Annotated in this window: 12 protein-coding genes; all 12 read left to right on the top strand. The window is 49.4% G+C overall.

What is annotated here, in order from left to right:
* Positions 1-257: 257 nt before the first annotated feature.
* The 12 genes from BWI93_RS18225 to BWI93_RS18170 all read left to right on the top strand — a co-directional run bounded on the left by BWI93_RS18225 (position 258) and on the right by BWI93_RS18170 (position 16,152).
* On the top strand, positions 258-1,784 hold the full coding sequence (locus BWI93_RS18225) for a serine hydrolase (protein ID WP_094813890.1): 1,527 nt from the start codon (positions 258-260) through the stop codon (positions 1,782-1,784).
* A 110-nt stretch (positions 1,785-1,894) separates the two neighbouring features.
* Positions 1,895-2,890, top strand: a complete 996-nt coding sequence (locus BWI93_RS18220) for an aldo/keto reductase (RefSeq protein ID WP_094813887.1) — start codon at positions 1,895-1,897, stop codon at positions 2,888-2,890.
* 345 nt (positions 2,891-3,235) lie between these two features.
* Positions 3,236-3,559: an NADH-quinone oxidoreductase subunit NuoK gene (gene nuoK, locus BWI93_RS18215; protein ID WP_094813885.1), complete on the top strand. Its 324-nt coding sequence runs from the start codon at positions 3,236-3,238 to the stop codon at positions 3,557-3,559.
* Between the two features lie 65 nt (positions 3,560-3,624).
* On the top strand, positions 3,625-5,544 hold the full coding sequence (nuoL, locus tag BWI93_RS18210; RefSeq protein ID WP_094813883.1) for an NADH-quinone oxidoreductase subunit L: 1,920 nt from the start codon (positions 3,625-3,627) through the stop codon (positions 5,542-5,544).
* Positions 5,545-5,558: 14 nt separating this feature from the next.
* A complete protein-coding gene (locus BWI93_RS18205) occupies positions 5,559-7,004 on the top strand; it encodes a NuoM family protein (RefSeq protein WP_094813881.1) in 1,446 nt (481 codons plus the stop codon).
* Between the two features lie 28 nt (positions 7,005-7,032).
* Positions 7,033-8,433: an NADH-quinone oxidoreductase subunit N gene (locus BWI93_RS18200; RefSeq protein WP_094813880.1), complete on the top strand. Its 1,401-nt coding sequence runs from the start codon at positions 7,033-7,035 to the stop codon at positions 8,431-8,433.
* 21 nt (positions 8,434-8,454) lie between these two features.
* Entirely contained in the window at positions 8,455-8,997 is a 543-nt protein-coding gene (locus BWI93_RS18195) for a GtrA family protein (protein ID WP_233207812.1), read from the top strand.
* A gap of 220 nt (positions 8,998-9,217) precedes the next feature.
* On the top strand, positions 9,218-9,394 hold the full coding sequence (locus BWI93_RS27905) for a hypothetical protein (protein ID WP_176454267.1): 177 nt from the start codon (positions 9,218-9,220) through the stop codon (positions 9,392-9,394).
* A gap of 61 nt (positions 9,395-9,455) precedes the next feature.
* Positions 9,456-10,100 (top strand): hypothetical protein, encoded by a 645-nt coding sequence (locus tag BWI93_RS18190; RefSeq protein ID WP_141217524.1) that lies wholly within the window; start codon positions 9,456-9,458, stop codon positions 10,098-10,100.
* Positions 10,101-10,383: 283 nt separating this feature from the next.
* Entirely contained in the window at positions 10,384-13,368 is a 2,985-nt protein-coding gene (porU, locus tag BWI93_RS18180) for a type IX secretion system sortase PorU (protein WP_141217522.1), read from the top strand.
* A 131-nt stretch (positions 13,369-13,499) separates the two neighbouring features.
* The gene (gene porV / locus BWI93_RS18175; RefSeq protein ID WP_094813872.1) at positions 13,500-14,702 is read left to right on the top strand and encodes a type IX secretion system outer membrane channel protein PorV; all 1,203 of its coding nucleotides are present in this window, start codon (positions 13,500-13,502) and stop codon (positions 14,700-14,702) included.
* A 166-nt stretch (positions 14,703-14,868) separates the two neighbouring features.
* Positions 14,869-16,152 carry a pitrilysin family protein gene (locus BWI93_RS18170; protein WP_255157944.1) on the top strand — a complete coding sequence of 428 codons (1,284 nt, stop codon included), beginning with the start codon at positions 14,869-14,871 and terminating at the stop codon, positions 16,150-16,152.
* The last annotated feature ends 76 nt before the right edge of the window (positions 16,153-16,228 follow it).

Genomic DNA, 16,228 nt, shown 5'->3' with positions numbered 1-16,228 from the left:
AAATGCTACGGACAACCCGTCCCGCTAACTTTACCGCGTTTACTTGACTGAAAACCGCAACGGCGGCCATTGAAAACGGTAAACTCAAAACCCTAAACTGAAATCTCTTGCTGTTCCAGATTTGCAATCTGGAACCTACCAGTTGTGAATTTCTAATTCACTAGGATTATAAATCCCTAACAGCCATCTCTCAGATTGCAAATCCGAAAAAGCAAGTTCGTAGATTAGCCGATCCATTCATTTTTGGTCTTCTTCGCATGAAAAAATACTACCTGACCCTCTTACTGGCTACTTCGCTTTTCTCGTCGAACGCCCAAAGCCTTTACGAACCCGCCGTATTTACCGATGCCCAGCGGCTGGAAAAAATCCGGCAGGCCCTCCCCGCCGTTGAAAAACTGGTGGAAGAAGAATTCAAGAAAAATAAATTTCCGGGGCTGGCTTACGGCATCATCGTGGACGGGCAACTCCTGCACACCAGAAGTTTTGGGTACACCGACATCGCCCGCAAGACGCCCGCCAGCGAAAAATCACTCTTCCGGATTGCGTCCATGAGCAAGAGTGTAACCGCGATGGCTATACTGAAGCTACGGGATGAGGGCAAACTTCGCCTGGACGATCCTGTCCAACAGTACATTCCCGAACTCAAGAAAACGCCAGCCCTTACAGTAGATGCCCCGCTCATTACCATTCGGCATCTGCTAACGCACGCGGCGGGCTTCCCCGAAGACAATCCCTGGGGAGATCGGCAACTGGCTATTTCGGATATGAATTTTCTGAAAATGCTCAACAAGGGCGTCAGTCTTTCCAATCCGCCGGGCGTTGCTTACGAGTACAGCAACATGGGTTTTGCCATGCTGGGTCGCATCATTACGGTGGTGACAAAAATGCCCTATCAAACCTACATCGACCAGAACATTTTCAAGCCGCTGGGTATGACGCAGACCTTCTGGGAATATGCAAAAGTACCGGCTGACTTACTGGCTCACGGGTACCGCTGGGAAAATGAAAAATGGTCCGAAGAAAAGCTCTTGCACGATGGAGCCTACGGAGCCATGGGCGGTTTGATCACTTCCATTGAAGATTTCAGTAAGTATATGGCCTTTCATCAGGCTGCCTGGCCGCCTCGTAGTGAAGCAGGCTCTGGCCCAATTAGCCGGAGTTCAGTACGCGAAATGCACCAGCCCGCTAATTTTGCCAGTCTTGTTACCAATACGAAGGCCGATGGTAAGCCCTACAGCATCGCTACGGCTTACGCGTATGGCTTACGTTGGACCAAAGATTCGGACGATATTATGACGGTCGGACACAGCGGAGGCCTTCCCGGCTTCGGCAGTAACTGGCGGATTTTGCCCGAGTACGGTATTGGCGTGGTGAGTTACATGAACCTCACGTATGCCAACGCCAACGCTCTCAACACGAAGATCATCGATCTGCTTCGGGTACAGGCCGATTTTCACAAGCGACAACTGCCCGTATCGAAGGTACTGGCTCAACGCAGGGAGGAAATTATCAAGGTACTGCGGGACTGGAACCGGGCCAATCAATACCCCATTTTTGCGGAAAACTTCTTCCCCGATCATTCACAAGCCATCCGCAAGAAAGCCTCGGATGAACTTTTTGCCCGAATCGGCAAGATTGTGAAAGTGGGCGAACTGGTCCCGGAAAACCAGCTGCGGGGAGCTTTCATCATGGAAGGCGAAAAAGGAAAAGTACAGGTCTATTTCACGCTTTCGCCGGAGAAACCCGCCCTGATTCAACAATTGGACTTGCGGGAAATACAGTAAACGCAGCTAAACCGATGCCGGGCTTGCTTAGTTCTAGTACTCGAATCGCCAGGAAGTAATTCCAGGCATTATTCTTTGATCAATTCCTTATTTTAACACTTGTACGAATCATGGAATATAGAGCATTAGGTGAATCAGGAGTAAAAGCTTCCGCCATTACGTTTGGAGCCTGGGCCATTGGCGGCTGGATGTGGGGCGGAGCCGACCGCAAAGAAGCCATTGAAGCCATTCGGGCCTCCATTGGCGAGGGCGTTTCTTCGATTGATACGGCACCCATTTACGGTCAAGGCGTTAGTGAAGACATTGTGGGCGAAGCTCTGGCGGGCATTTCCCGTGATCAAGTACAGATCCTGACCAAGTTTGGAATGCGTTGGGATGTGCAGAAAGGCGATTTTGCCTTCCATACCAAAGACAACGACGGACAGGAACTGGACATCTACAAATACGCCTCCCGCGATAGTATCATCGAAGAATGCGAGAACAGTTTGCGTCGCCTGCGTACCGACTACATCGATCTGTACCAAATCCATTGGCCCGACATCACTACGCCGATTGATGAGACTATGGAAGCCTTGCAAACGCTGCTCCAGCAAGGAAAAATCCGGGCGGCGGGGGTTTGTAACTACTCCCTGGATCAGATGAAAGAAGCGAATCAGACGCTTAAGCTGGCTTCCAATCAGGTACCGTACAGCATGGTAGAGCGGACGATTGAAAAAGACGTTGTTCCCTATGCCATCGAAACGCAGACGGCCATTATCGCGTATAGTCCCTTGCAACGGGGCATTCTGACAGGTAAAATCAAGCCCGGCCATGCCTTTGCCGAAGGGGATCACCGCCCCACTACGAAGTTCTATAAGCCAGAAAATATTGAACGAATCAACGCTTTTCTGGATACAATTCGCCCGATAGCCGATGAAAAACAGGCGACATTGTCGCAATTAGTCATTCGCTGGACCATTGAGCAGCCCGGTATCACCGTAGCATTGGTCGGAGCCCGGAACGCGGAACAAGCCATTCAGAACGCTCGGTCCGCTCAGATTCAACTTTCGAGCGAGGAAATGAAGCAGATTAACGACGCTCTTTCCCAACTGGTACTGGCTGAATAATCAATCAGTTAACTAGCTTTTTACATCAAGAAGGGGTTTGCAGAGGTCTGCAAACCCCTTCTTTTTTTTGCAAACGAGCTGGTAAATTCCTTTTCTAGAATCTTTCTAATATCCACTCAAATCTTGCTCTCCTACAAAATTAATGCGTTTTAACCGGCTGAATCATTGCAACGGTTTGCCGAAAACCACTATTTTTGCCTCAGTACTATTCAAAGGGTGTTTATAAAAATTTCTTTTTTTAACGTCTTCCTTTGGATCATAAGCCTATTTGATACCCTAACCCTACGATGCGTTGCAGGTCACCTTGCTGCAACAAACGATCGTACTCACCCAATTAGCGAAAGCATGATCCCCGAAGTTGTTCAGACCATACCGCTTCAGTACTACATTTATCTTGCTACAGCCCTGTTTGTGATTGGAATTGTGGGGGTACTGACCCGCCGAAATGCCATCATCATTTTTATGTCTGTTGAATTGATGCTGAATGCTGTCAACCTATTGTTAATCGCTTTTTCGGTGTATCGCTCGGACCCCAATGGACAGGTATTCGTTTTCTTCATTATGGCCGTTGCGGCCGCTGAAGTAGCCATTGGCCTTGCCCTCATCGTCGTGATTTACCGAAACGTTCGGTCCCTTGACATTGGCTTGCTTAATAAACTGAAGTGGTAATTTTCTAATCATCGCCTCCAATCGATGGTCTATTCTTTATTCCCGGCCAACGGCTAACAGTCCCTATGAATCTAGCCCTGCTTATTCCTCTACTGCCCTTTATCGGTTTTCTAATTAACGGATTAGGATTCCGGCGAATTCCTAAATCTCTGGTTGGCATCATCGGCACCGGAGCTGTAGTCGCTTCCTTTGCCCTGGTGCTTAGTCTTTTCCTGAATTTTTCGGGTGAAGCTCAGCACATACCCGTGTACGACTGGATTACGGTTGGTTCGCTGAATATTTCCTTCAGCTTTCAGATCGATCAGCTTTCCTTGATTATGATGCTGATTATTACGGGAATTGGTTCGCTCATTCACCTGTATAGCATTGGCTACATGCACCACGATGAAGGCTTTGGTAAGTTCTTTGCCTTTCTCAACCTGTTCGTCTTCTTCATGCTTTTGCTGGTCATGGGCTCGAATTATCTGGTCATGTTTATTGGCTGGGAAGGCGTAGGTCTCTGTTCGTACCTACTCATTGGGTTCTGGAATCAGAATCCTTCGTACGGCTACGCGGCCCGCAAGGCGTTTGTCATGAACCGAATTGGTGATTTGGGCTTTTTGATCGGTATTTTTCTGATTTTGAATCAATTCGAAAGTCTGGAGTTTGCAAGCGTGTTTCCGGCGGCGGCTCAGCTGAGTGTAGGCGATCAGGGTATTTTCTGGATTACGCTCTGTCTGTTCATCGGAGCGATGGGGAAATCCGCTCAGATTCCCCTGTATACCTGGCTCCCCGACGCTATGGCCGGTCCAACACCCGTATCGGCTCTGATCCACGCGGCGACGATGGTAACGGCGGGTATTTACATGATTGTTCGCTCGAATGTCTTGTACACACTGGCACCGGATACGCTGCACCTCGTCGCCTGGATTGCCCTGATTACGGCTCTGCTGGCGGCTTCGATTGGTCTGTTCCAGAATGATATTAAGAAGGTACTCGCTTACTCTACGGTATCGCAGTTAGGCTATATGTTCCTGGGCTTGGGCGTTGGAGCGTATACTTCCGGCTTCTTCCACGTCATGACGCACGCGTTTTTCAAGGCACTTCTTTTCCTGGGAGCGGGTTCGGTTATTCACGCCATGAGCAATGAACAGGATATCCGGTACATGGGTGGCTTACGCAAGAAGCTACCGATTACGTTCCTTACGTTTCTGCTCGGTACCATTGCGATTTCCGGGATTCCGCCGTTCGCGGGCTTCTTCTCCAAAGATGAAATTCTGGCTCATGTTTTCGAGCACAGTCCGCTGATGTGGGGGATGGCCGTAATCGGTTCGATGATGACGGCATTCTACATGTTCCGTCTGCTTTTCCTGACCTTTTTCGGCGAATTCCGGGGTACGCACGAGCAGGAACATCACCTGCACGAGTCGCCTTTTTCGATGACGTTGCCGTTGATCGTATTGGCGATATTATCCGTACTGGGCGGTTTTCTGAACGTACCCGCCGTACTGGGTGGTTCGGCGAAACTCTCGGCGTATCTGGACCCGATCTTCGCTTATTCAAAACAGGTAAACCCCGAAGCCTTCGCCGAGACGCACCTCGACCACTCGACGGAATTCATGCTCATGGGTGTATCCGTAGCCGGAGCCGTTCTGGCGATCGTCATTGCTTTTGTGCTCTACGTTAGTCGGAAATCAGTACCTGCTCCGGATGCTGAAATAACGGGTTTACCCAAGCTGGTGTATCACAAATACTACATCGACGAGCTGTACGATTCGCTGTTTGTTAAACCGATTCAGGCTCTTTCCCGCGTGTTCTACAATGTTACGGATCGACTCCTGATTGATCGTTTCGGCGTAGAAGGGCTGGGTAATTTCGTTCGCGGCCTGTCGAATGAATTCCGGTTGCTGCAAACCGGTACTACTTCGTTCTACGTGTTCATCATGGTTATGGGCATTGCCGCCATACTCATGTACAGCCTGCGTACGCTCATTTTTGGTAACTAAGACTTAACGGATCTATGCTCACCCTTGTTCTCATACTCATTCCACTACTCGTTGCTCTGGTGTTGCTGGCCCTGCGGGGCGGGGCGGTCAAACGGGTAGCTCTGATTGCCTCCCTGGCTGAACTGGCTCTGGCTGTTTACGTGCTGGCGTCCTTTCAACCCGATACAACGAGTCAATTTTCCTTAAGTTATCACTGGATTAAATCCGCGGGCGTACAGTTTGCCATCGGTATCGACGGCATTAGTGTCTTACTGGTTTTGCTGAGTACGTTGCTGGTTCCGCTGATTATTCTATCGACATTCAACCATAGTTACCGTAATCCCTCTTCCTTCTACGCCCTGATTCTGTTCATGCAATCGGCGTTGGTTGGGGTGTTTGTGGCGAAAGATGCGTTTTTGTTCTACTTCTTTTTCGAAGCAGCCCTGATTCCGATTTACTTCATTGCGGCTCTGTGGGGCGGTGAAAATCGGATTAAGGTGACGTTCAAGTTCTTTCTGTACACCATTTTCGGTTCACTGTTCATGCTGTTGGGACTGGTGTATCTGTACCTGCAAACGCCCGGTACGCATAGTTCTCTGCTAACCGCTTTTTACGGCCTGAATCTGTCAGCTTCGCAACAAGGTTTTCTCTTCTGGGCCTTATTCATTGGATTTGCCATTAAAATGCCCATTTTCCCCTTCCACACCTGGCAACCGGATACGTACGTCGAGTCGCCTACGCCCGCCACGATGTTACTGGCGGGGATTATGCTGAAGATGGGAACCTACGGACTCATCCGTATCGTACTGCCGATCGTACCCGAAGGTGTACAACAATGGGGACTCGTTGCCATTGTTCTGGCCGTAATTGGCATTGTGTACGGTTCAATTATTGCGATCCAGCAACAGGATATGAAGCGGCTGGTGGCGTACTCGTCGTTTGCTCACGTCGGACTGATGGCGGCGGGTATTTTTTCCCTGACGCTCGACGGCTTACAGGGCTCGCTTATTCAGATGCTGGCCCACGGGATCAACGTCGTTGGTCTGTTTTTCATCGTTGAAATCATTTTCAGCCGCACGCAATCCCGCGATTTGACTCAGCTTGGCGGTATTACGCAGAATTCACCCGTACTCAGTGTGTTTTTCATCATCATGGTACTGGGTAGCGTGGCCCTGCCCCTGACGAACGGTTTCATCGGCGAGTTTTTATTACTGAAAGGCGTCTTTACCTACAATACCTGGCTAGGCATTATTGCCGGTACGACAATTATTCTGGGAGCGGTGTATATGCTTCGAATGGTACAAAAATCCATGTTCGGTCTCCAAACTACCGTTACTGAACAGTTTACCGATTTGAATCTCAACGAAATTCTGGTGCTGGCCCCGCTGGCGGTGTTTGTCTTCTGGATCGGCCTGTTCCCGAACGGATTCCTGAAGCTTACCGAACCTGCCGTAGCTGAATTGCTGCGAGCCATGAAATGATCTTTACACCCGTGACCTTTCCAGCGTTATGCTCTCCATTATTTCTCTCTCTATTTTCGGCATTCTGAACCTGTTTTTAGGGTTCCTGAAATCCCGGCAGGTACTCCTGCCCGCTACATTGCTTTTTTTACTGGTAGCCCTCGTATTGAACTCGCTCGACTGGAACGATCAGGCTCTGTATTTCAGCGACATGCTACGGGTGAATAACCTCTTTGTTAACTTCTCAGCAATTGTTCTGGTTACCTCGCTTTTTGTGGTGGGTCTCTCCCGCACTTTCGGGGGCGATGATGAACATACGCACCCAGCTGAGTACTACGCCATTTTACTTTTTTCGATAGCTGGAGCCCTGATGATGATTGGTTTTGAAAACCTGATCATGCTTTTTGTGGGCGTGGAAGTACTGTCGGTAGCCATGTACGTACTCACCGGTACGGATAAACGCAACCTGCGTTCGAACGAAGCTGCTTTGAAATATTTTCTGATGGGTTCGTTCGCCACGGGTATCTTACTTTTTGGCGTAGCCATGATTTACGGAGCTACGGGTTCCTTCAAACTGGGCGGTATTGCCACCTATGTGGAAGTTGCTATCCGCTACGGTTCGGTTTCGCCCCTGCTGTATGTAGGCTTGTTGTTACTCTTTATCGGCATGCTTTTTAAAGTTTCGGCGGCTCCCTTCCACTTCTGGACGCCCGACGTATACGAAGGAGCTCCTACGATCTTCACGGCCTTCATGTCTACCGTTGTAAAGACGGCTGGCTTCGCGGCTCTGTACAAACTGGCCTCGGTAGCTTTTGGGGGAGCTTACGGCTTCTGGGCTCAGACAATGGCCATTGTTACGGTACTGACTCTGCTCGTGGGAAACATTACTGCGGCGTATCAGACCAGTTTCAAACGCATGATGGGGTATTCGAGCATTTCACACGCGGGCTATTTGCTCCTGGGTGTGGTAGCGAATGTTTCGGCTTCCCCATCGGCTATTCTGTTTTATTCACTGGCGTACTCCCTGGCTACCGTTTCCGCCTTTGGGGTACTGATGGTCGTTTCAGAGAAAAAACTCTATGAAGGGGGTGCCGACGAACGTTACGAGGCCTTCAATGGCTTGGCTAAAAGCAATCCTCTGCTGGCTTTTGTCATGACGATTTCAATGCTTTCGCTCGCCGGAATTCCGCTGACCGCAGGTTTCTGGGGAAAATTTTTCATCTTCTCGGCGGCCGTAGAGGCGAATCTTACTTCCCTGTTAGTCATTGCCGTACTGATGTCCTGCGTGGGTATTTACTATTACTTTCGGGTAATTATTTCGATGTATTTAAAACCTAGTGATGACAATCCGGTTATCGTTAGCAACGGATTTAAATTAACTTTGCTCCTCACTACAGCATTAACACTTCTTTTGGGTGTTTTTCCTGACCTCGTGAAGAACATATTCTAGGTTTTACAACACATTCAACCCTTGAAGCAGACCCTTCAGCAACCTTTGGAGACGAAAAAATCCAAGCTACTCAACACGCGTGATTTAATTGCCTACTTTCTTGTAGCCGGTACAGGAGCCGCCGTTCAAATCATTGCCGGCGGCTTTTTTCGGGAATACATGAGCTACTACGCTTCTGTATCGCTGGGTTACATTGTTTCGTTCATCGTCGGCTTCGTGCTAACCAAACTATTTGCTTTTGATGCCAAGAGTTCCGGTCAAACCCGTCGTGAGATGGTTAAGTTTGGCATGGTGGCCGTTCTTTCCTTCTTTATTACGTTGGGAGGTTCGAGTCTGGCTTTGTACATTTTTAATGTGATGCATCCAGAGCCTTACTTTTATGAATTTCCGCTGTCCTTTCTACCCGAAAAAGCCCGGAATATTAACGTGAAGGAATTTGGCGGTTTGCTCGTCGGTATGGGTCTGAGCTTTACGAGTAACTATATTCTACACAAGACCTTTACTTTCAAATCAACCGGTTTTTACGACCGAATCAAAGATTATCTCAAAGGCATTCCCGAATAAGGCTAATTCCAATCTTATTGACAAACCTTAAAATTCTTTACAGAGGATTTTAAGGTTTTTTTTATCTATAAATATAATTTTATCCAAAAAATATAGGACTAATTAGGATAAAAGTAAGAAATCGAGTAAAAAACTTAAAAAAACCTTAAAGCAACACTTGTTTTATTGAAAATCTAAGCCCAACTTTGCCACGGCAATAAACCCTAAAATCATCACAAAAATGAAAAAATTGTTCGCCCTGTTCCTCCTAGGCACAATGGTTTCTTTGGCAGCTTGCCAAGAAAAGAAAGCTGAATCTACTGAAACTGCTGATTCTGCTGCTGTAACGGTTGACACGACGACTGCAGTTGACACGGCTATGACGGCTGATACGGCTGCTGCTGACACGATGCGTTAATTCGTTGGTAGGAACCAAGCCAAAGCCTTGCCTTACGGCAAGGCTTTGTCGTTTTTGTAGGATGGAGTCGCTCTTACACCAACACTTGCCTTCGGATACGGTTGCCTACTGTCTGAGTCTTTGGCAACAACATCCCTTCCATTTTCAGATTACCCGCCCCCGTCGCAGTAAATTTGGCGACTACGCCTACTGCTCCCTCAAAGGCCACCGGATTTCCATCAATGGAAATATGAACCGTTACGCCTTCCTCATTACGTATTTGCACGAAGTAGCCCATCAGCGGGTTTGCATCCGGTTTGGTACCGGCGTTGCTCCGCACGGACGTTCCTGGAAAAAAATGTTTCGGGAATTACTACAACCCGTCCTGAACGAAGGCATATTTCCGGCTGATATTCTCCTTCCCCTGCTTGACTACGCCCGTGACCCTAAAGCGGCCACAGCTTCGCATCAGCCTTTATACCAGGCTCTTCGCCGGTATGATCAGCATCCGGAAGGGACGCTCCGACTTGTCGAAGTACCCGAAAATCAGTCTTTCGAACTGGGAGGCCGTACGTTTATTAAACACCAGAAACGCCGTACCCGCTTTTTGTGTACTGATCAGCAAAATGGTCGGCAGTATACGGTTCCTGCGGAAGCATGGTTCGCTTACTTGAGGTACGGATTGAGCCAAATTCACGTTATTAGTGCAGGTTCGGTTATTACATGAAACAAACGTTTATTGGGCTTCTACTTCTGCTCTGGATTCCGCTGCAAAGCCAGGGGCAGGCTTCGGTATTGGCGGAAGGCTCCTGGTTAAAAATCGGGGTTACGAAAGATGGCGTATACAAACTCGACGCGGCCCAACTGCGAAAAGCGGGCTGGTCTACCGTCGATCCGCGTCAGCTTCGCCTGTACGGAAATGGCGGAGCGGCCCTTCCGCAACCCAACGCAATACCTCGCCAACGGGATTTACGGGAAAATGCACTCTGGATCACGGGAGACACTGACGGTTGGCTAGATGCCGAAGATGGCATTTACTTCTACGGAACAAGCCCCCACGAAATTCGGCTGGATACCCTGACGGGGCGGTTTTCCCATGCATTGAATCCTTATACGGATACTACCTATTATTTTCTGACGCGGAGTACCCAGGGTTCGCCGAAACGCCTGACGACGGCCCCCTCGCTTACGCAGGGTACGAGTCTGACCAGCTACGACGACTATCTTTTCCACGAAAACGAAGAAATCAACCGGGTTACCTCGGGACGAACTGGTACGGCGAAATTTTTTACGTTACCTCCGAACGTACCATTTCCTTCAAAATACCGGGTGCTCTTCCCAATACCCCTTTTCAGCTGACTTCGGCCACGATGGGCTACGGCTCCGTAGCGACGCAATTCAGTTTAAAGGTGAACGGTCAACCTCTGGGCAGTCAAACCATACCGGCCACCTCGTATGATCGCTACGATTTCAAAGGCACGGAGGTAGCAACCACTTTTCCGGGAACTGTACCGACTTTACCAATGGATGGAACGTTTGCCGTCACGCTTACTTACAACCGCAACGGCGACAACGCCGCTCAGGGAGCTTTGAATTACCTGGGCTTGCAGGTACAACGATCGTTGAGCTGGTTGGACCAGGGGTTTAGGTTCCGCTCATTGGCCAGCCGTACCCTGCCGCAGGTACAAATGACTTTGGCTAATGCACCGGCTTCGCTGCAAATCTGGGAGGTATCAGGATCAAACATTCAGCAAATGACCCTGCGTAACGGAACGTTTGGCTATACCCCAGCGGGACGTATCCACGAATTTGTGGCGTTTTTACCCAAACAAGCCCTTACCCCAGCATCGATTCTACCCACGGGTAATCAGAACCTTCAGCAACAGAATACGCCTCAACTGCTCATTATCACCCCTCCAGCTTTCCGTTCGGAAGCGGAACGGCTGGCGGCGTTCCGGCAATCACACGATCAGTTGACATCATTAGTCGTTAGTACGACTGAAGTGTACAATGAGTTTTCTTCCGGTCGGCAGGATCCGACGGCATTACGGGATTTCATTAAGAGACTCGCTGAACAGCAACCCGGTACATTACAATACGTTCTGCTGTTCGGAGATGCCACTTTCGATTATAAAAACATTCTTCAGGAAAATCAGGGTTCCTATGTGCCTACGTACGAAAGTCGTGAATCCCTGCATCCTATTTACAGCTACTCTTCGGACGATTACTTCGCTTTTCTGGAAAATACCGAAGGTGAATGGCCCGAAACATACGCCGGAGATCATACGCTTGATGTGGGCATTGGACGCCTGCCCGTCAAGACCCTCACCGAAGCCCGTCAGATGGTAGACAAGCTGATTCATTACGAAGGGGCTACTACCCGGGGCCCCTGGCAAAGCCGCCTGTCTTTTGTGGCGGATGATGGTGACTTCAATATTCATACCCAAGACGCCGAACGGCTGGTAAATCTGGCGGCGGCGACCCCTTATCATTCCGAAAAAATTTACCTCGATGCCTATCCGCAAACGGGTTCGGGTACGGATCAGAAAAGTCCACAGGCCCAGGCGGCCCTGGCCAATGCCGTTCGCGAGGGCCGATTGATGATTGCCTTTGCCGGTCACGGCGGCGTATCGGGCTGGACGCAGGAACAAATCCTGAGTTTACGGGACATTCTGGGCTGGCGTAATTATGACCGCTTACCCCTGCTGTTAACGGCGACCTGTGAGTTTGGCCGATACGACAATCCCGGCGTAGTTTCAGGAGCCGAGCTAGCCCTACTCAGTGCCCAGGGCGGAGCCATTGCCTTGCTGACTACTACCCGACCCGTGTTTGCCAGCTCGAACGCTCTGGTCAGTGAAGCGTTCATGAAAGCCGCTTTTCAGCCCGTTAACGGTCAGATGCCCCGCTTGGGTGACATCTTTCGACAAACCAAAAACAACAGTCTGGCGGGTCGGGTCAACCGGAATTTTTCTCTGCTCGGAGATCCATCCATGCGATTGGCTTACCCGCAGGATTCCATTCAGCTCGTGTATCCGGACACGTTGCGAGCCGGAGCGGAAGTCACCATTCGTGGTACGGTCCCCTTCGATGGAACTGCCTGGATTGAAGTGTATGATCAGGCACGTTCGTACCAGACGCTCGGCGATGAAAATCCCAAGTTTACCTATCAGGATCGCAAAAGTTTATTATACCGGGGCACGGCTCCGATCCGCTCGGGAGCGTTCTCCACTCGTTTTGTAGTTCCTCATTCCCTAAACGCTGGCATCGGACGCGGAGTAGTGCACGTATATGCCAACAGTAACTCCGCCACAGCCCTCGGTATTGGCCGCCCCTGGGTAGGCGGGATCGCCCTTCAGCCAGTCACCGATCAGGAGCCTCCTGTTCTTCGTTTGTACATGAACGATGAGCAGTTTCAAAGTGGTGGTACCACCGATGCGAATCCTACCCTACTCGCCTTTTTATCGGATGATACGGGCCTTTCCTACACCGAAAACCAACCGATGCTGGCTACGCTTAACGATACACTCACCTTAAATTTAAATACTTATTTTACGGCTACAGATGCCCGTTCGGGCCAAATTCGTTATCCGTTCCGCAATTTACCGCAAGGTTTGTATCAGCTTCAAGTTCAGGCTTTTGACGGTTTTGGCAAGAAAAGTCAACAAAGCCTGCAATTTTCCGTACAGCCCTATACGAAAAGAAACCTTCGCAGCGTTAGGGCAATGCCCAATCCTTTTCGGGAACGCGTACGTTTCACCTTCGAACATGAATTTCAGGACGATGACACCGAAATTACTTTCTATCTGTATGATCTTACCGGACGTTTGCTCCACCAGCAGACCTTCCAAAGCTATAGTACCCCTTCCCCTTACGAAGATTTACAGCTTGAAAATTCGGAATTAAATACGGGTTTGTACATTTATCGTATTTTTGTGCGGTCCCTAACTACCGGTCTCACGGCAAGTGGGAGCGGAAAGATTTCTCACATCAAGTGACTTTTGTTAGTTTTGCGATTAAATACATCCCACGAATGTTCACTTTAAACTGCCTCAGCAGAGGCACTACTCCCGTATCCCCCGTTTTGGATGGCCTGGACACAGACCCTCAACGTTTAACCCAATCTCGGATGAAAAGACTTCAAACCCGATTTTTTACCCTTGCCTTTCTAGTAGGTTCCTCTTCGTTCGTATGGGCACAAAATGGTAGTGGGATTACAGGCGTCAATGGTGACCGCGTTCCTCTTCCGGCTGTTCCTTTTGTAAATATCGCTCCGGATGCCCGCTCGGCGGCTCTGGGAGATGCAGGCGTGGCTCTCAGCCCCACTGAAGCGGCCGGTACGTACTGGAATGCCTCAAAGCTCATCTATGCGGAACACGATGCCGGAGCCAGTATTTCGTATACGCCCTGGCTACGTAACGTAATCGGCGATATGTGGCTGACGCATGTGACGGGTTATAAGAAAATTGGCAAAAATCAGGTCGTTGGTCTGTCGCTTCAATATTTCAACATCGGCGATATTCTCTTTACTAACGAATCAGGAACCATTACGGGCGACTTCAACTCCAAAGAATACGCGATTGGTGGTTCATACGCCCTTAAGCTGTCGGATAAACTGGCACTGGGCCTGAACCTGAAATATATTAACTCTAACCTGACCGGTGATCAGGTAGTAGCGGGCGTTGCCTTGCGTCCCGGACAAACCGTAGCGGGTGATATTTCCCTGTTTAGCAACGGCTACAGCCCCGAGAAGAAATGGTACGCCAACTACGGGGTCATGATTCAAAACCTGGGTGGTAAAATCAACTACGGTGGTACGGCCCAAACGCCTTATTTCATTCCCACCAACCTGAAAGTGGGTACGGCGATCACCAATCGTCTGGACGAGAAAAACTCTTTGACGCTGACGGTCGACCTGAATAAACTCATGGTTCCAACGCCTCCCGAACGTGATGCGACGGGAAAAATAATCAAAGGTTCCGATCCTGACCAGAAAGGCCTATTTGAAGGGGTTTTTGGCTCATTCGCCGATGCTCCTAATGGTTTAAAAGAAGAGTTGCAGGAAGTAACGATTTCAACGGGTCTGGAATACAACTGGAATAAAATCCTGTCGGCTCGTCTGGGTTACTTCTACGAAAACCCGAACAAAGGCAATCGTAGTTTCATTTCCGCTGGTTTTGGGGTACGATATCAGAAAGTAGGACTCGACTTTTCGTACCTGTTCCAGGGCGGCGGTCAGCAGAATCCGCTGAATAACACGCTCCGCGTATCGTTGTCTTTCCTCTTTGATAAGAAACAACGCATCGAGGAAGCTCCCCGCGACGATTTTTAATACAAACTTTGTATCAGCAGGAAAATGGCATTCGAAGGAGTGCCATTTTTTATTTCCACTCCGGTAGTTTTGTACCGTTCCGTTTTTAGTACCTTGGCGGTTTGCCCGTATGAAAACTCCGTTTTCCCGGCCAGTAATGTCTTCCCGGGAATGCAATTGTAGATGAATGATGACACTGAACCGCACCCAAGCTCCTGATTTTCAGCTTACCGATATTGTTTCGTTTGTTCCCGTAGTCACCTACACACTCGATAACGGCATACCTGTATACGTCGTAACGGCTGGGCAGCAACCCGTCGTACGCATCGAGTGGATTTTTGAAGCCGGTGGCTGGGATGAGCTTTTACCCAATGTTTCGACCTTTACGCTGCGGATGCTCAATGAAGGTACCCAGCAACACACGGCTGCCGAACTAGCTGAATTCTTCGATCAGTATGGTTCCTTTCTGGAATTACAGGCTTCTTCGGACCGCTCGACGGTGACGCTGTACGCCTTACGCAAACATCTGCCCGTACTGCTGCCCCGAATTCAGGAATTGATCCAGGAAGCCACTTTTCCCGCCGAAGAGCTGGAAGTACAACGGACCATTGCCTTACAGACCTTACAGGTCAACGAAGAAAAAACGTCTTTCCTGGCTTCGCGGGGTTTCCGCGAAACCTTGTTTGGGAAAGGGCATCCGTACGGAAAAAATCAGACCCAGGAAAACCTGAAAGCCTTTTCCCGCGAGGATTTAGTAAACTTTTACCAGTCGCACCTGGCGGGGCAAGCCTTTCGGGTATTCGTGGCTGGTCAGGTAGACGAAACGGAAGTGCAGCTACTCAATCAGGTATTTGGTCAGCAGAGCGTTCAGGGTGCGAAGCCCCGACCAGCCTACGAATTTCCGGCGACTCCGCCCGAAAAACCTCTGCTCCTGGATATGCCCGAAAAAATGCAATCGACGCTGCGAGTGGGCAAACGGAGCGTGAATCGAGTACATCCCGATTACTACAAGGTGTTGGTCACGAACGAGATTTTTGGTGGCTATTTTGGTTCGCGACTGATGAAAAACATCCGGGAGGAAAAAGGCTTTACCTACGGCATTTATTCCCAACTCAATCACTTTGCTCAGGCGAGTCAGCTGGTGATCGGTACGGACGTCAACAAAGAATTTACCCAGCAAACCCTTGATGAAATTCAGAAAGAGCTGGTACGGCTGCAAACCGAACCCGTGCCGCTTGAAGAGTTGCAAACGGCTCAGAATTTCATGATCGGGCAATTCGTGGGTTCCCTGAATACGGCTTTTGAAATCGCCGATCGGCATAAAATCCGAATTTTAAATCAATTACCTGACGATTACTACGAACGCCATATCGAACGCATTCGGGCGGTAACTCCCGAGGACGTACAACAAGCCGCCCAGACTTATTTTCAATGGGATTCGATGATTGAAGTAGTGGCGGGTGGAAAATAAAAGCGATACAGCTCACCCTGTAAAAGAAAAGGCTCGGGAGAATTGGACTAGCCCCCAAAAGTTGGACGGATTTAGA

Origin of the sequence: Siphonobacter sp. BAB-5385 (assembly GCF_002261125.1) — a bacterium.
Lineage (GTDB): Bacteria > Bacteroidota > Bacteroidia > Cytophagales > Spirosomataceae > Siphonobacter.
This window is presented reverse-complemented; position numbering and strand designations above follow the sequence as displayed.

What these genes read in the sequence shown, in the direction of transcription:
- BWI93_RS18225 (WP_094813890.1), top strand. Translation starts at nt 258, where the DNA reads ATGAAAAAATACTACCTGACCCTCTTACTGGCTACTTCGCTTTTCTCG.
- BWI93_RS18220 (WP_094813887.1), top strand. Translation starts at nt 1,895, where the DNA reads ATGGAATATAGAGCATTAGGTGAATCAGGAGTAAAAGCTTCCGCCATT.
- nuoK (WP_094813885.1), top strand. Translation starts at nt 3,236, where the DNA reads ATGATCCCCGAAGTTGTTCAGACCATACCGCTTCAGTACTACATTTAT.
- nuoL (WP_094813883.1), top strand. Translation starts at nt 3,625, where the DNA reads ATGAATCTAGCCCTGCTTATTCCTCTACTGCCCTTTATCGGTTTTCTA.
- BWI93_RS18205 (WP_094813881.1), top strand. Translation starts at nt 5,559, where the DNA reads ATGCTCACCCTTGTTCTCATACTCATTCCACTACTCGTTGCTCTGGTG.
- BWI93_RS18200 (WP_094813880.1), top strand. Translation starts at nt 7,033, where the DNA reads ATGCTCTCCATTATTTCTCTCTCTATTTTCGGCATTCTGAACCTGTTT.
- BWI93_RS27905 (WP_176454267.1), top strand. Translation starts at nt 9,218, where the DNA reads ATGAAAAAATTGTTCGCCCTGTTCCTCCTAGGCACAATGGTTTCTTTG.
- BWI93_RS18190 (WP_141217524.1), top strand. Translation starts at nt 9,456, where the DNA reads ATGGAGTCGCTCTTACACCAACACTTGCCTTCGGATACGGTTGCCTAC.
- porV (WP_094813872.1), top strand. Translation starts at nt 13,500, where the DNA reads ATGAAAAGACTTCAAACCCGATTTTTTACCCTTGCCTTTCTAGTAGGT.
- BWI93_RS18170 (WP_255157944.1), top strand. Translation starts at nt 14,869, where the DNA reads ATGATGACACTGAACCGCACCCAAGCTCCTGATTTTCAGCTTACCGAT.